This window comes from Granulicella pectinivorans (genome assembly GCF_900114625.1).
In the GTDB taxonomy this organism is placed as follows: domain Bacteria; phylum Acidobacteriota; class Terriglobia; order Terriglobales; family Acidobacteriaceae; genus Edaphobacter; species Edaphobacter pectinivorans.
On the sequence record NZ_FOZL01000001.1, the window covers coordinates 2,677,337 to 2,692,872 of the forward strand.

10 protein-coding genes are annotated in these 15,536 nt (G+C 61.6%); 6 read left to right on the forward strand and 4 right to left on the reverse strand.

All coding sequences use genetic code 11. The features are described 5' to 3' along the window. Nucleotides 1-250 precede the first annotated feature (250 nt). Nucleotides 251-1,540, reverse strand: coding sequence for an aldose epimerase family protein (locus BM400_RS10645; RefSeq protein WP_089839145.1), 1,290 nt, complete (start codon nt 1,538-1,540; stop codon nt 251-253). 149 nt (nt 1,541-1,689) lie between these two features. Here BM400_RS10645 and BM400_RS10650 point away from each other — a divergent pair, with 149 nt between their 5' ends. Both BM400_RS10650 and dgt read left to right on the forward strand, forming a co-directional pair. Next, nucleotides 1,690-2,424 (forward strand): uracil-DNA glycosylase, encoded by a 735-nt coding sequence (locus BM400_RS10650; RefSeq protein ID WP_281245497.1) that lies wholly within the window; start codon nt 1,690-1,692, stop codon nt 2,422-2,424. Nucleotides 2,425-2,442: 18 nt separating this feature from the next. Further along, nucleotides 2,443-3,591, forward strand: a complete 1,149-nt coding sequence (gene dgt, locus BM400_RS10655; protein ID WP_089839146.1) for a dGTP triphosphohydrolase — start codon at nt 2,443-2,445, stop codon at nt 3,589-3,591. Here dgt and BM400_RS10660 read toward each other — a convergent pair. Further along, on the reverse strand, nt 3,588-3,890 hold the full coding sequence (locus tag BM400_RS10660; protein ID WP_089839147.1) for an ArsR/SmtB family transcription factor: 303 nt from the start codon (nt 3,888-3,890) through the stop codon (nt 3,588-3,590). The genes dgt and BM400_RS10660 overlap by 4 nt on opposite strands. A gap of 118 nt (nt 3,891-4,008) precedes the next feature. On the opposite strand from BM400_RS10660, the gene BM400_RS10665 reads away from it, so the two are divergent. Genes BM400_RS10665 through BM400_RS10675 form a run of 3 tightly spaced genes read left to right on the forward strand, consistent with a single transcriptional unit; the run spans nt 4,009 to nt 9,884 of the window. After that, on the forward strand, nt 4,009-7,173 hold the full coding sequence (locus tag BM400_RS10665) for an efflux RND transporter permease subunit (protein ID WP_089839148.1): 3,165 nt from the start codon (nt 4,009-4,011) through the stop codon (nt 7,171-7,173). Beyond that, nucleotides 7,170-8,414, forward strand: coding sequence for an efflux RND transporter periplasmic adaptor subunit (locus BM400_RS10670; RefSeq protein WP_089839149.1), 1,245 nt, complete (start codon nt 7,170-7,172; stop codon nt 8,412-8,414). Before BM400_RS10665 ends, BM400_RS10670 begins: the two co-directional genes overlap by 4 nt. A gap of 33 nt (nt 8,415-8,447) precedes the next feature. Beyond that, the gene (locus tag BM400_RS10675) at nt 8,448-9,884 is read left to right on the forward strand and encodes an efflux transporter outer membrane subunit (RefSeq protein WP_089839150.1); all 1,437 of its coding nucleotides are present in this window, start codon (nt 8,448-8,450) and stop codon (nt 9,882-9,884) included. A gap of 67 nt (nt 9,885-9,951) precedes the next feature. Here the strand turns inward: BM400_RS10675 and BM400_RS10680 are convergent, their stop codons facing one another. Continuing rightward, complete coding sequence (locus BM400_RS10680; RefSeq protein WP_089839151.1) at nt 9,952-12,573, reverse strand: ABC transporter permease; 2,622 nt, start codon at nt 12,571-12,573, stop codon at nt 9,952-9,954. Then, nucleotides 12,570-12,911 carry a PadR family transcriptional regulator gene (locus BM400_RS10685; RefSeq protein ID WP_089839152.1) on the reverse strand — a complete coding sequence of 114 codons (342 nt, stop codon included), beginning with the start codon at nt 12,909-12,911 and terminating at the stop codon, nt 12,570-12,572. Before BM400_RS10685 ends, BM400_RS10680 begins: the two co-directional genes overlap by 4 nt. Before the next feature lie 149 nt (nt 12,912-13,060). Between BM400_RS10685 and BM400_RS10690 the strand changes: the two genes are divergently transcribed. Beyond that, on the forward strand, nt 13,061-15,535 hold the full coding sequence (locus BM400_RS10690; protein WP_089839153.1) for an ABC transporter permease: 2,475 nt from the start codon (nt 13,061-13,063) through the stop codon (nt 15,533-15,535). Nucleotide 15,536 lies beyond the last annotated feature (1 nt).

A 15,536-nucleotide genomic window follows, 5' to 3' on the forward strand; every position in this document is an offset into this window, starting at 1 on the left:
CCTACCCCGGAGGCTGCTGCTTTTGGCAGGTCGCTCGACGAAGGCTGAAGGCAGCGCCCACGGCAGGCGTCCCACATACTACTGTATTTCGTTGGATGGGGAGGGTCAAACGTGAGGGGGTATCGGTGGGGGAACCCGGCCGGCTTATCGACGCAAAGCGGGGCTCCCCGGGTTGAAAGACAGATGCGTTCAGACAATGACGACAGCAGGTTCTGCGATGGGGGTGAACAGCAGGAACGAGTCAAAGGGGTTATTTGGTGGGAGGGAGCAGGAAGAGTTCGAGGCGGATCTTCCACTCCAGAGTCTGGCCGGGGCTGAGGACGGCGATGCCGGTGTCCTCGGTCTCGGACCACTCGCGGCCCCAGGGGTCGTCGTAGTTGGTTTGCGGAGAGATGGAGACGAAGTCGGATCCGGCAGGGGAGAAGACGTGGATGGCCTTGATGGAGGAGGAGAGGGGTGTGATGCGGATGCCGTATTTGGCCAGCGGGTCGCGGAGTTCGATGACGGAGTCCTGGGGCGAAGACTTGAGGTGAACGAAGGTGTCGGAGAGGGCAAGGTCGCCAAGTGGGGCTCCATTGCGTGGGGAGAAGTCGTATTCGGTGCCCGAGATGGGGCGGATGAGGCCGTTGGGCATGCCGGAGTGTGCATCGCGCTGCTCGGTGCGCATGGTGGCGGGAAGACGGAGTGTCGTCCGGGAGCGATCGCCGCCATGGATGGCGAAGCGGGGAGCCCATCCGATTCCGACCGGAAGGGGGGATGTGCCGGTGTTTCTGACGCTGACGTTCATCTCGACGGCGTGGCCGGTGAGATGAACGGCGATGGTGGTTTCCTGGTTGGATGGCCACTCGTCGTCGACGTCGGAGGAGGAGAATACGGCCCGGGCGGAGGCTCCATCGGGTTCGGCCTGGTCGGTGACACTGGTGGAGGGCTCGTTGAGGAGCAGACCGCCGAAGGCGGCTGGGGTTTGAGTCTCGATGCTGTTGGCGGGCAGGTTGAGGACGGTGCCTTTCCAGGGAATCGAGGCGCTCTTGCCGTCGATGGAGGGGACTCCGGAGAGGCGTCCGGCCCATGGCACGAGGAATGCGGCACCGTCGAGGAGGGAGGCCTGACCTTCGCTGTCTTCCTCGACGCCGCTCATGGCGCGGGCCGCGTCGGCGAGGTCGGGGGAGTTGAGGAGGCCGATTTCGCCGAGTCCGGGGATGAAGGCGTTGATCTGGAGGACATTGAACCCGCGGCCGGGGAGGAAGGTGGCGGAGAGGAACTCAGGCTCGGTGGCGTTTGGCGTCTGGGGGCGGGAGAGGACGAGGGGATCCTGACCGCCAGGCCGCATGGCTGCGGGGTCGGTGTGCTGCGGGGTACGCAGGTGGCGCTTGATCTTTCGGACGTTACCGCGGCCAGCCATGATGTAAGCGACGCCGGAGCCTACGACAAGGAGAATGATGATGAAGCCAGTGACGGTGAAGGAGCGGAAGAATCCGCCGCTCTTGCCTTTTCCGCCGAATCTTCTCTCGAATCCTTCGATGAAAAGCTTCAGGTACATTCTGCTGAGTCTTGGATCTTCCAATGGAACCGCCGAGGGGATTTATACCACTTCCCATGATACCTGTGCGGAATGTTCGTGTCGCGGGTGGAGAGCGGGCACGTTGGTGGGCTGGAAGTTCTTTATCCTCTTTGGAATAAGGTTGAGAGATGAGGATGGATTCGGGTTCAAGTCGACGTTTGCCTCCGGTGCTGGTTCGGAAGGCCGTTCGGGAAGCGATGGTGGGGTGCGAGCGTTGTCCGCGGCTGCGGGAGTACTGCGCGAAGATCGGCGAGGTGAAGCGGCGTGCGTACATGGACCAGGTGTACTGGGCACGGCCGGTGCCGGGATTTGGGGACTACGGGGCGAAGGTGCTGATTCTGGGGCTGGCTCCGGGGGCGCATGGGGCGAACCGGACGGGGAGGCCGTTTACGGGGGATGGCGCGGGGTACTTTATGTATCCGGTGCTGCATGAGCTGGGTTTTGCGAGTCAGGCGCTGGCGACCTCGCGGACGGATGGGCTGAAGCTGAAGGACGCATGGATCGGGTCGGTGGTGCGGTGCGCTCCGCCGGGGGACAAGCCGACACCGGAGGAACAGAGGAACTGTTCCGGGCATCTGACGGCGGAGATCGATCTGTTGACGCGGGTGAAGGTGGTGGTTTGCCTGGGGAAGATTGCATGGGACGGGTATCTGCGGCATCTGCATGAGAGGGGGGTGATTGAGCGCAAGTCGGCATATGTCTTCGGTCATGAGGCGGAGTATCTGCTGCCCAACGGGCTCTGGCTGCTGGGCTCGTATCATCCGTCGCTGCGGAATACGAATACCGGGCGGCTGAATGAAGGAATGTTTGCAGGGGTATTTGTGCGGGCCCGGGAGCTGGCCGGGTTGGAGGCTATCGAGTGATTGGGTAGGATGGGGCATATGACAGAGGGCGAATTGAGAGAGTGCGCGGTGGTGGAGGGCAGCGGGGATTCGCTGCTGGCGCGTACGTTTCCGGCGCCGGCAAGGGCGTTTCGGACGGCGTTTCAGCGGGACCGCGAGAGGATTGTGCAGTCGCGGGCGTTTCGGCGGCTGGCGGGGAAGACGCAGGTGTTTACGAGCAGGGCTTCGGATCACTTCCGTTCGCGGCTGACGCACACCATGGAAGTGGCGCAGATTGCGCGGAATGTCGCCTCGGCGCTGGGGCTGAATGAAGACCTGGCGGAGGCGCTGGCGCTGGTCCACGATATTGGGCATCCACCGTTTGGTCATGCGGGGGAGAGGGCGTTGCATGCCTGTTTGCGGCGGCATGGATTGAGCTTCGACCATAACCTGCATGCGCTGCGGATCGTGGTGCACTTTGAGCAGAGGTATGCCGCGCATCGGGGGCTGAATCTGACGCTGGGAGTGCGCGAGGGGATCATCAAGCACTCGCGGGACTACGATCCGACGAAGTATCCGGAGCTGGCGGAGTACATGCTGGACAAGAGGCCACCGCTGGAGGCGCAGTTGATCGACCTGGCGGATGAAATCGCGTATCTGACGGCGGACCTGGATGATGGTGTGGAGTCAGGGCTGCTGGAGATTGGACATATCCGGGAGCATGTGGGAATTCTGGGCAGGAGCTATGCTGAAGTGGAGAAGCAGCATGTCGGGGTGGAGGAGAAGTTTCTCTTCAACGAGGCTTTGCAACTGATGCAGAACACACTGGTGGATGACCTGATCAAGACGACGCGGGATGGCGTCGAGGCGATTGGGGCTACCTCGCTGGCGGAGATTCGGGAGCATCCGGTGAGGCTTTCGGTCTTCTCGGAGCATGCGGAAGCCGAGCGTCTCGAAGAGAAACGGTACTTGTACGACACGCTCTATTCATGCCGGGAGTTGGAACTGGAGCACGACAAGGCGGAAGAGGTGGTGACGGCGTTGTTCGACTTCTGGATGGAGGATGTCGAAGAGCTGCCGCAGGGGTATATCGACGAGGTTGTGACCGAGGGACATGCGCGGGTGGTGGCGGACTATATTGCGGGCATGACGGACAGCTTTATTCTGCAGCAGTATGCGGGGGTGAAGCGGATGGTGAAGAGACGCTAGCGCGGCGACTTTGGCCCAATGGATACGAGATACTTGAGGTAGGCTGCGAACTTTTCGGGGATGACCCGATAGTAGACGTTGAGCCCTTCCTTGCGGGAGGCGATGAGTCCGAGGTCGGTGAGGACTTTGAGGTGGTGTGAGAGGGTGGGCGCGGAGATGGTGTGCTTGGCACACATGTCGCCGCACCAGAGTTCATCGCACTGGGCGATCTGGGTGTAGATTTCGAGGCGGTTGGGGTCGCCGAGGGCTTTGCCAATCTGCGCTACGTCGCTGTCGGTCAAATCGGTTAACTTCGCCATCGTGTATGTGATGCTCCAACCTTGGTTTGGAAGCGTACCGAGGATTTTTGAATCCAACTAATTCGATATCTATCTAAGTAGTTGCCGGCCCTTGCGAGCCCGTGCTGGAGAGATCGATATGTGGATTGTCAAACTCGCGCTGAACAAACCTTACACGTTTATTGTAGCTTCCATCCTGATTCTGGTGCTTGGGTTCTCGTCGGTGGCGACTACGCCTACGGATATCTTTCCGAACATCGACATTCCGGTGGTGACGGTGATCTGGTCGTACTCGGGTTTGCCGGCGAAGGAGATGGAGCAGCGGGTCACTACGTTCAGTGAATTCGTCATGGCGGTGGTGAACGATGTGAAGTCGATCGACTCGCAGACGACGAGTGGTGCGAGCGTAATCAAGATCTCGTTTCAGCCGCAGGTGAGGATCGATGCGGCGATGTCGCAGGTCGGCGCCGCGGTGAACTCGATCCGGTTTCGTATGCCATCGGGGGTGAACCCTCCGTGGATTCTGCGGTTTAGTGCGTCGACCGTGCCGATTATTCAGCTTTCGCTTTCGAGCGATACGTTGTCGGAGTCGGAGATCTATGACTACGGTTTGTTCCGTGTGCGGCAACAGTTGACGACTGTTCCGGGCACGCTGCTGCCGACGCCGTATGGTGGCGTGGCACGGCAGATCATGGTGGATCTGGATCAGAATGCACTGCTTGCGAAGGGAATTACGCCGATCGATGTGACGGCTGCGATCAATGCGCAGAACGTGACGCTGCCTTCCGGGACGGCGAAGGTGGGGACGCGTGAGTATACGGTGAGTACGAACTCAAGCCCGTCCGATGCGCTGTTGTTGAACGATGTACCGATCAAGACGGTGAATGGATCGCTGGTCTATATGCGGGACGTGGCGCATGTGCGGGACGGCTGGTCGGTGCAGCAGAACGTGGCGCGTGCGAATGGGAAGCCTGCGGCGCTGCTAACCATTATGAAGACGGGTTCGGTATCGACGCTGGATATCGTCAACCAGATCAAGAACGATGTGCTGCCGGGCTCGAGGGCTGCGGCTCCGAAGGGTTTGAAGATCACGGAACTGTTCGATCAGTCGATCTTTGTGAAGGCCTCGATTGTGGGCGTGCTGCGTGAAGGCGTGATTGCGGCGAGTCTTACGGCGTTGATGATTCTGCTGTTCCTGGGAAGCTGGCGGAGCACGCTGATTATCGCGATCTCGATTCCGTTGTCGATCCTTAGCTCGATTATTGTGCTGAGCGCGATGGGCGAGACGATGAACACGATGACGCTGGGCGGGCTGGCGTTGGCGATCGGCATCCTGGTGGATGACGCTACGGTGACGATCGAGAATATCCATCGGCATATGGGGACGCAGCCGCTGCGTGAGGCGGTGTTGATTGGAGCATCCGAGATTGCTACACCTACGCTGGTTTCCACGCTGACGATCTGCATTGTGTTTGTGTCGGTGGTGTTTCTTACGGGACCTGCGAAGTTCCTGTTCACGCCGATGGCGTTGGCCGTGGTATTCGCAATGCTGGCCTCGTATGTGCTGTCGAGAACCCTGGTTCCGGTGCTGGTGAACTTCATGCTGGGTGCGGAGCATCACTTCGAAGGAAGCGGCGATGTGACGGAGCAGCGTGGTTTCTTCGGGCGGATCAACGATCGCTTCAACGAGGGGTACTTCTGGGTGCAGGAGCGTTACACGCGGGCTCTGCATGTGGTTTTGGAGCATCGTAAGCCCGCGATGATGGCATCGATTGCGATCATGGCTTCGGCGTTCGTGCTGCTGCCTTTTGTTGGGCGGGACTTCTTTCCGGCGGTCGATGCGGGACAGATCAAGTTACATATCCGGGCGCAACCGGGGACGCGGATCGAGACGACGAAGGTGCTGTTCAGCCAGGTGGAGGAGCAGATTCGTACGATCATTCCGGCTGATGAGGTCGAACTGATCATGGATAACATCGGGCTGACGCCGGAGACGTTCAACTATGCGTTCGGCGATGGCGCGACGATCAGCAGCGCGGATGGCGAGGTGTTGATTGCGTTGAATGCCAAGCACCATGGGCCGACGGAGAAGTACATGAAGGAGATGAGGACGAAGCTGCAGGAGCAGTTTCCGGACCTGACGTTCTTCTTTCAGCCGGCGGATATGGTGACGCAGATTCTGAACTTCGGTTTGCCTGCTCCGATCGATGTGCAGGTGCAGGGGTACGATCCGGCGAACTATGAGATTGCTCGGCGCTTGCGGGAGCGCGTTGCCACGGTGCAGGGTGCGGTGGATGTGCATATGCACCAGGTGGTGGATGCACCGGATCTGCATCTGGATATCGATCGCGTGAGGGCGGCGCAGTTTGGGCTGACGCAACAGGACGTGGCGAACTCGCTTTATATCTCGCTGAGTTCGAGTGCGGCGGTGCAGCCCAACTTCTGGCTCGATCCGAAGATGGGAATTACGTATACCGTTGCTGCGCAGACGCCGCAGTACAGCATCGACTCGATCAACCAGCTTGAGAATACGCCGATCCCGATCCACACCATCAGCAACCGGACCGAGGTGCTGGGGAACATGGCTACGCTGTCGCCGGCGGTGATGCCTGTGGTGGTCAACCACCATAACGGTGCTCCGGTCTTCGATGTCTACGCGAACACACAGAACGCCGATCTTGGATCGGTGGCGGCAAGGATCAACCGCATTGTGAAGGAGGAGAGCAAGGCTCTGCCTCCGGGGACGAAGATCGTGGTGCGCGGGCAGGTGGAGAGCATGAACGAGGCGTTCAACCGCCTTGGGCTGGGGCTGGCGTTTGCGGCGATGCTGGTCTACCTGCTGATGGTGGTGAACTATCAGAGCTGGCTGGATCCGTTCATCATCATCTGCGCGCTGCCCGGGGCTTTCACGGGAATCGTGTGGGCTCTGTTTCTTACGCAGACCACGTTCAACGTGCCTAGCCTGATGGGTGCGATCATGTCGATCGGCGTGGCGACCGCGAACTCAATTCTGCTGGTTACCTTTGCGAACGAACTGCGGGCGAAGGGTGTGGATGCTTATGAAGCAGCGGTGACGGCCGGGTTCACGCGGTTGCGTCCCATTATCATGACGGCGTTCGCGATGGTGATTGGCATGTTGCCGATGGCGCTCGGTATCGGCGAGGGCGGAGAGCAAAATGCACCGCTGGCTCGCGCGGTGATTGGGGGGCTGAGCGTGGCTACGTTCGCAACACTCTTCTTCGTTCCTTTGATGTTCACACTGATTCACGGAAGCACTACGGGCAAGACCCAGGAGGCGATATGACGCAGATGACTGTTCCAGAAGTGAAGAAAACGACAGGGCCACGCGTGGCGGTCAGGCTGGCGGCGGTAGGAGCGCTCGTTGCGGCTCTCGTGGCTGTTGGTGCCGTACCGCGGTTGGCGCGAAACCGTGAGGCGCTGGCTGCGGTGCGGGAGTCTCCTGTGACGCATCCAGTGGTGACGACCCTGCATGCAAAGCTGGGTGAGCCGACCTCGGAGTTGATGTTGCCGGGCAATATCGAGCCGTTGTATACGGCTGCGATCTATGCGCGGACCGAGGGGTATCTGGAGCGGCGGACCGTGGACATTGGTTCGAAGGTACGTGCGGGGCAGGTGCTTGCGGTGATTGCTTCCCCCGAGGTCGATCAGCAGTTGTTACAGGCACGGGCTACGCTGGCGCAGTCGGAGGCGTCGCTGGAACAGGCGAGGGCTTCGCGGGAGCAGGCCAAGGCCAATGCGGAGCTGGCGCGTTTGACGAAGGAGCGAGATCTGCCGCTTGGACAGCAGCATGCCATCTCGCAGCAGATTGTGGATGAGGCGGTGCAGGCGCACAACGCGCGGATGGCGGATGTTTCAGCCGCTGAGGCCAACATTACGGCGGCGCAGGCGAACGTCACGGCGAATCGTGCGAACGTGTCTCGACTGGAACAGATGCGTGGTTTCGAGCGGATTGTTGCACCGTTCGATGGCGTGATTACGGCGCGCAATGTGGAGAAGGGCGACCTGGTTGCAACCGGGAGTGCGTCGGTGGGCAAGCCCTTGTTCAACATTGCGCAAAGCGGAACGCTGCGGATCCAGGTGGATGTGCCTCAGTCGCAGGCGGTGAATATCCAGGATGGGCAGAAGGCTGTGATCGATGTGAAGGAGAGACTTGGGCACTTGTACGCGGGAACCGTGGTGCGAAGCGCGGCCTCCCTGGACAGCGCGGCGCGCACGATGCGGACCGAGGTGCAGGTGGACAACCGCGATGGATCGTTGTTGCCTGGGATGTACGCGCAGGTGAAGTTCACGCTGGCGGAACCGAGGAACTCGTTGATTGTGCCTACGAGCTCGCTGGTGATCGATCACAGTGGGATGCATGTGGTGACGGTGGGTGAGGACAAGATTGTCCACTTTGTGCCGGTGACGATTGGTCGCGATATGGGTACCCAGGTGGAGATTCTCCGCGGCATCCAGGTCAACGACACGCTGGTGGCGAGTCCGAGCGACCTGCTGCATGACGGACAGAGTGTCGAAATTCGTTGAGCGATTGTGATTGTTGTCAGGAAGGGTTTCGATATGGTTGAGAGACATGCGGTACGGTTTGTCGACGGGTTGTTGCTGGCCCTGCTTGCTCTGCTGATGATGGGTTGCACGGTTGGACCGAACTACAGGAGACCGGCTGTGAATGTACCGGTGAGCTATCGGCAGGCTCCGGACGTTGCGGCTGCATCGGATGCTTCCGCTGCGATTGCGGATGAGCCGTGGAGTTCGGTCTTTCAGGATGCTGTGCTGCAAGGGCTGGTGAAAGAAGCTCTGGCGAATAACCTGGACCTGCGGATCGCGGCGCAGCGCGTGCTTGAGGCGCAGGCCCAGGTGGGTGTGACGCGTTCGCAACAGATGCCTTCCGTAAGCGCGGGCGGAAGTTATAACGCGTTGCAGATTCCTTCGAACCTTGCGGGAACGAAGAACGATGGGAGCCCGGCGAACTCGTTCTATCGGGGTGGTGGACTCAGTGCTTCGGCGGCGTGGAACCTCGACTTCTGGGGGCTCTATCGACGGCAGACGGAGGCGGCCCGGGCGGAGCTTGTGGCGAGCGAGTGGGGGCAACGGGCCACGCGCATTGGGTTGATTCAGTCGGTGGCGGAGGCTTACTTCGAGCTGCGCCGGCTGGATGCGCAGATGACCGTGACCCAGAATACCGTCAAGGCGCGGGAGGACTCTTTGAAGTTGACGCAGGCTCTTGAAGAGCATGGCGCTGGATCGCTGGCGGATGTGCGGCAGGCGGAGGAGTTGCTGCATGCTGCCCAGGCAAATGTGCCGGATCTGCGCAGGCAGATCACGATCGAGGAGAATGCAATCAGCGTGTTGCTGGGGCATCCGCCGAGCGACGTTGCGCGTGGGCTGGCGGTCGAGGCGCAGCCACACCCGCTGGAGATAGCGGTGGGCATTCCTTCGCAGTTGCTGGAGCGGCGTCCGGACGTGCAACAGGCGGAGGCGAAGCTGGTGGCGGCGAATGCGCGGATTGGCGCGGCTCGTGCGTTGTATTTTCCGCAGATTGCTTTGACAAGCATGGGAGGCGCGGCGAGCAACCAGTTGCATGCGATTGCAACGAGCGGGAACGCGTATTGGCAGGCTGCTGGGTCCTTGTCGGAGCCGATCTTCGATGGAGGGCGGATACGGAGCAACTACCGGCTGTCGAAGGCGCAGGAGCAGGAGGTGCTGCTGGCGTATCAAAAGACGATTCTGAATGCTCTGCGGGATGTTTCGGATTCGCTGGTGACATACAAGGAGACGCGGCTGCAGCGGGAGGAAGAGGCGGAGCAGGTGAAGTCGGCGGCGGATGCGGTGAGGCTGGCGCGGCTGCGGTACTCGGGTGGAAATACGAGTTACCTGGAGGTGCTGACGACCGATACGGATCTCTACGCGGCACAGCTGTTGCTGGCGCAGGCACAGGAGTCGGAGGCGGCTTCGCTGGTGCAGGTGTACGCGGCTTTGGGTGGCGGGTGGAAGTGATGGCTTTGAGGCTGTGGCGAGACCCCACATCTCAGAGGCAAGATGTGAGGCACCCGGTTTTGCGGCACTATTCGGCGCGGAGGGCTTCCACGGGGTTGACGGAGGCGGCTCGCCGGGCGGGGATGTAGCTGGCGAGCAGGGTGGCGGAGCCCAGCAGCGCGGCTACGGTGAGGAGCGTGGCGGGGTCCCAGGAGTGGATGCCGAAGAGAAGACTCTGTAACAGTGTGGCTGCGGCCAGGGACCCGAGAAGGCCGAGGACGATTCCGCCTGCGGCGAGATGTCCGGCTTCGGTGAGGATGAGGCGGTACACGGAGGCGCGGGGTGCCCCGAGGGCCATGCGCATGCCGATCTCGCGTGTGCGGCGGCTGACGGAGAAGGCGACGACTCCGTAGAGACCGACGACTCCGAGGAGAAGAGCCACGGCCGCGAAGCCGCCAACGAGCCATGCGGAGACGCGGTGGAGATAGGCAGAGGGTGAGTCGTGGATGTGGTCGGTCATGGTCGCCTCGTCGAAGGCACCGAGGCCGGGGTCGATCTGGTGGATGGCCTGGCTGAGGGCGGGGAGAAGATCGTGAGGGTCCTGTGCGGTACGGGCTATGGCGTAGAAGTTGTTGTCGGGAATCTGCAGGTAAGAGGTGTACATGACGGGGCGCGTGGCGACGTCGAGGGGGCCTTCCTTGATGTCATCGACGATGCCGACGATCTCGAAGGGCTTTTCGTTGTTGTTCCAGAGGATGCGCTGGCCGATCGCTTCCTTGCCGGGGAAGAGGCGGGAGGCGAGGAGCTGGTTGACGACGGCGACGCGGGGGCGGGTGGAGTCTTCGGCGTCGGTGAAGAAACGTCCCTTGATGAGGCGGGCTCCGAGGGTGGAGAAGTAGTTGGAGCCGACCTCGCGGGTGTTGACCTCGTGTTCCTTGTCGTCGGGAAGGCCGTAGATGGTCACGGAGCTGAGTCCGTCACCATCGCCGATGGGGAGGTCGTTGGAGACGGTGACGGACTGGACGCCGGGCAGGTGGGAGAGGCGATCGATGACCTGACGCTCAAGGGCGATGGCCTGATCGTCCTTGCCGTAGCGGGCTTTGGGGCCGGCGACACGGAGCATGGAGAGGTTCTCGGGTTGGAGGCCGGTGTCGACGTGAAGGAGGCGGATGGAGCTCTGCACGAGGAGACCGGCTCCCACGAGGAGGATGGTGGCGATGGAGAGTTCGAGGATGACGAGGTTGGCCCCGAAGCGCCGCCAGAGCGTGCTGCCAGAGCCGCGGCTATCGTCGCGCAAGCCCTGGGAGCCGGAAAGCGGAAGGCGAACGAGTGGAGTGAGGGAGAAGATGGCGGCAGCAAGGACGACGATGGCTGAGGCGAAGACGGCGACGTGGAGATTGAGGCCGATGTGCGCGAGGTAGGGCATCGACATGAGGCGGTCGACCGGGATGAGCTTGAGGAGAAGGTGCATGACGACGAAGGCCAGGGCGATGCCGATGGAGCTTGCGGCGCAGACGAGAAGGACGCCTTCGGTGATGAATTGACGGATGAGGCGGTGGCGTGAGGCTCCGAGGGCTCCGCGGAGGGCCATCTCCTGACGGCGGCCTTCGGAGCGGACGAGGAGGAGGCTCGCGACGTTGACGCAGGCGATCAGCAGAAGGAGGGCAGCGCCGGCGAGGAGGACGATGAGGATGGGCCGGATGTCGCCGAGGATGACGTCGGAGAGCGCGAGGACGTTGGCTCCGCGGTTGCGGTTGGTGTCGGGGTATACCCTCTCGAGCTGAAGAGCGATGGACTTCATGTCGGCGAGGGCGGTGGGGAGGGTGACGCCGGCGTTCAGGCGGCCGACACCGTAGAAGTCGTGGCAGCCTCTCTGCTTGGCGCAGTTGCCGCCGGTGTCGATGGGCACCCAGAACTCCGCGGCGCGCGCCGGGGCGAAGTGGAAGTCGCGGGGGAGGACGCCGATGATGGTGTAGAGCGTGCCGTTGAGGCTGATGGTGCGGCCGAGCACGTCGGGCTTTGCTGCGAAGCGGTTCTGCCAAGCCGAGTAGCTGAGCAGGGCTGTGCGGGGGGCTTTGGGGAGATCTTCGCCGGCATGAAAGTCGCGGCCCAGAATGGGATTGACGCCGAGAGTGCGGAAGAAGCCGTCGCTGACGTGCGCGCCCTGGGAGTGCTGGACGCCACCGGGAGCATCGAGGAGGAAATCTTCGGGGCTGTAGATATCGATGGAGGAGAAGACCTTGTTGAGATGCTTCCAGTCGAGGTAATCGAGGTAGGAGAGATGGAAGCGGGGGCCGGTCTGGTTGCTTTCAAAGAGCTGCGCGAGGCGGCTTGGCTGGGTATAGGGCAGCGGCTTGATGAGGGCTGCATCGACGAAAGCGAAGATGGTGACGGCTGCGGCGACCCCGAGGGCGAGGGTGAGGACGGCGGTAGCCGCGAAGCCAGGATTGCGGCGAAGCTGGCGGATGGCGAAGCGAAGGTCCTGCAGGACGGTTTCGATGCTGAAGCCAACCACCTGATTGCTCGCTTCGATGTGGCGGGTGGTGTTGCCGAACCGGATATTGGCGGTGCGCCGGGCGGCGGTGGGGCTTACGCCTTCTTCCTGGAGTTCCTGGGCGGCGGCGTTGCGATGGAAGGCCATCTCTTCTTCGAGCTCACTCTGGAACTGCTTGCGGCGAAGCAGGATCTGAAACTTCTTCAGGACGCTCATTGTGCCTCCGTGGGGTCCTGCAGGATGCGGCCGATGGCTGCGATCATCTGTTCGAACTGCGAGATCTCTTTGCTGAGCTGCTTTCGTCCGACGGCGGTGATGGTGTAGAAGCGCGCGCGGCGATTGGTTTCGGTCATCTTCCATTCGGCCTTGACCCAGCCTTGCAGGAGAGCGCGCTGCAAGGCTGGGTAAAGCGAGCCTTCTTCGACGGTGAGGACCTCGTCGGAGAGGCGCTTGATGGAGAGCGCCAGGCCGTAGCCGTGCTGGGGGCCGCGGGAGAGGGTCTTGAGGATGAGCATGTCCAGGGTGCCCGGCATGAGGTCGGATTTCTTCGGCATACTTCTATACCTAGTTTACCTATGGGTAGGGTGTCAAGGGGTGTCGATTATTTTTTGAACGAACCTCGGATGATCTGCGTATGAGTGGTCACGGGCTGGAATGTGTCTCTCCAGTCGCACCTTCATGCATCGATTCGGAGACTTGGCCCATGGTGTTTTTCGATCAGATCCGGCAGGTTCTGCGCAGGCTTGGCCGTGCGCCGCTGTTTACGACGATCACGTTGCTGACGCTGGCGATCGGCGTGGGTGCGAATACGGTGATCTTCAGCGTGGTGGAGGGCGTGCTGCTGAAGCCGCTGCCGTATCCGCATGCGGAGCAGTTGATCGGGGTGTGGCATACGGCGCCGGGGATCGGTCTGAAGGAGCTGAACATGTCGCCGTCGATCTACATGATCGACCGCGAGCAGAACACGACGCTTGTGGACATTGGCGTGTACGACAACGATTCGATGGACGTGACAGGCGATGGGCAGCCTGAGCATGTGAGAGGGCTGGATGTGACGCAGGGCACGCTGCCCCTGTTGGGCGTGACGCCGGCGGCTGGGCGGCTGTTTACGCAGAAGGACGATTCTCCGGGGTCGCCGGATACGATTCTGATCTCCTATGGGTACTGGCAGAAGAAGTTTGGAGGTGCGCCGTCTGCGGTGGGACGGTCGCTGATGGTGGATGGGAAGCTGCGCGAGGTGATCGGGATTCTGCCGCAAGGATTTCAATTTCTAGACCAGCCGAATGTATCGATCGTCGAGCCGTTTCAATGGGACCGGAACAAGATCAAGCTGGGGAACTTCAGCCAGAAGGCGATCGCCCGGCTGAAGCCAGGCGTGACGATGGAGCAGGCGAGCGCGGATATGGCGCGTCTTCTGCCGGTGGTACTCCGGACGTTCCCGGCGCCGGAAGGGTTCAGCGCGAGCCTCTTTGAGAAGGCGCGGATCTCGCCGAATCTGCGGCCTTTGAAGCAGGATGTGATTGGGGATGTCGGTAAGGTGTTGTGGGTGCTGATGGGGTCGATTGCCCTGGTGCTCCTCGTGGCCTGCGCGAATGTGGCGAACCTGCTGCTGGTGCGAGTGGAGGGCAGGCGGCAGGAGTTGTCGGTTCGTTCGGCGCTCGGTGCGGGGCGTGGACGGATTGTGGGCGACCTGCTGTTTGAGAGTATGGTGCTGGGCGCCACGGGAAGCCTGATCGGGCTGCTGCTGGCGTTTGGGGCGCTGAAGGCGCTGGTGGCGATTGCGCCCACCGGCCTGCCTCGGATTCATGAGATAGGGATCGATCTGCCGGTTCTGCTGTTTACCTTTGGACTGGCTTTGTTGACGAGTCTTCTGATCGGGCTGATCCCGGTGATGAAGTACACGGGGCGCAACGTGAACGGGGGCCTGCGCGAAGGCGGGCGGGCGCTGAGCCAGAGCAGGGAGAGGCATCGCGCGCGGAAGGCGCTGGTGGTGGTGCAGGTGGCGCTGGCGCTGGTATTGCTGATCTGCTCGGGGTTGATGATTCGCACGTTTCGGGCTTTGATGCAGGTGTCGCCCGGGTTCGATGCGCCGAACTCGTTGCAGGCGTTCCGCTTCTACATTCCGGAGACGCAGGTGCCGGATAGCCAGCGTGAGCGGCTGGTACGCATGGAGCGCGACATCACGGAGAAGATCGCGTCGATTCCCGGGGTGACGTCGGTAGCGGCGGTCAGCGCTGTTCCGATGGACGGCAGAGACAGCAACGACGTCCTGTATGCGGAGGACCATGTGATGAAAGAGGGGGAGATGCCCGCGATCAGGCGGTTCAAGTTCATTACCCCTGGGGTATTTGGCACGATGGGCACGCGTCTGATGGCGGGCAGGGATCTGACGTGGACGGACCTGGAGCAGAGCCGGCCGGTGGCGATCATCTCCGAGAACTTCGCGCGTCAGTACTGGCGGGATGCACAGGGAGCGCTGGGAAAGCGGATCCGGGTGGCGAGTACGGATGACTGGCGCGAGATCGTTGGGGTCGCCGAGGATGTGCATGACGATGGCGTCGACAAGCCAGCGCCGACTACGGTTTATTGGCCGCAGGTGGGGAACAACTTCGAGGGATCGAAGCAGATGATTCATCGCGGGATCGCGTTTGTGGTGCGCAGCCCGCGGGCTGGGTCGCAGATGTTCATGAAGGAGATTCAGGACAAGGTGTGGTCGGTGAATCCCGAGGTTCCGCTGGCAGAGCAGACGACGGTGGGCGAGTTGTTTACGAAGTCGATGGCACGGACGTCGTTCACGCTGGTGATGCTGTGTGTGGCGGGGAGTATGGCGCTGCTGTTGGGGATTGTCGGAATCTATGGCGTGGTGTCGTATTCGGTCTCGCAGAGAACGCGCGAGATTGGGATACGGATGGCGCTCGGGGCGCAGCGGCGAGAGCTGACGGCGATGTTCGTGAACCAGGGGTTGATGCTGACCGGGATCGGGATTGTGTGTGGGTTGGTGGCGGCGTTTGTGACGATGCGGTTGATGTCTTCGCTGCTGTTCCATGTGAGTCCGGTCGATCCTGTGACGTATATCAGCATCACGGCGTGCGTGGTGGTGACGGCGTATCTGGCTTGCTACCTGCCTTCGCGGCGAGCGGCCACGGTGGACCCGGTGGATGCCTTACGGGCCGAGTAGG

Excerpts from the sequence above, each read along its gene's own strand:
- BM400_RS10650 (WP_281245497.1), top strand. The coding sequence starts at position 1,690 with ATGAGGATGGATTCGGGTTCAAGTCGACGTTTGCCTCCGGTGCTGGTT.
- BM400_RS10675 (WP_089839150.1), top strand. The coding sequence starts at position 8,448 with ATGGTTGAGAGACATGCGGTACGGTTTGTCGACGGGTTGTTGCTGGCC.
- BM400_RS10645 (WP_089839145.1), bottom strand. The coding sequence starts at position 1,540 with ATGTACCTGAAGCTTTTCATCGAAGGATTCGAGAGAAGATTCGGCGGA.
- dgt (WP_089839146.1), top strand. The coding sequence starts at position 2,443 with ATGACAGAGGGCGAATTGAGAGAGTGCGCGGTGGTGGAGGGCAGCGGG.
- BM400_RS10660 (WP_089839147.1), bottom strand. The coding sequence starts at position 3,890 with ATGGCGAAGTTAACCGATTTGACCGACAGCGACGTAGCGCAGATTGGC.
- BM400_RS10665 (WP_089839148.1), top strand. The coding sequence starts at position 4,009 with ATGTGGATTGTCAAACTCGCGCTGAACAAACCTTACACGTTTATTGTA.
- BM400_RS10680 (WP_089839151.1), bottom strand. The coding sequence starts at position 12,573 with ATGAGCGTCCTGAAGAAGTTTCAGATCCTGCTTCGCCGCAAGCAGTTC.
- BM400_RS10690 (WP_089839153.1), top strand. The coding sequence starts at position 13,061 with ATGGTGTTTTTCGATCAGATCCGGCAGGTTCTGCGCAGGCTTGGCCGT.
- BM400_RS10670 (WP_089839149.1), top strand. The coding sequence starts at position 7,170 with ATGACGCAGATGACTGTTCCAGAAGTGAAGAAAACGACAGGGCCACGC.
- BM400_RS10685 (WP_089839152.1), bottom strand. The coding sequence starts at position 12,911 with ATGCCGAAGAAATCCGACCTCATGCCGGGCACCCTGGACATGCTCATC.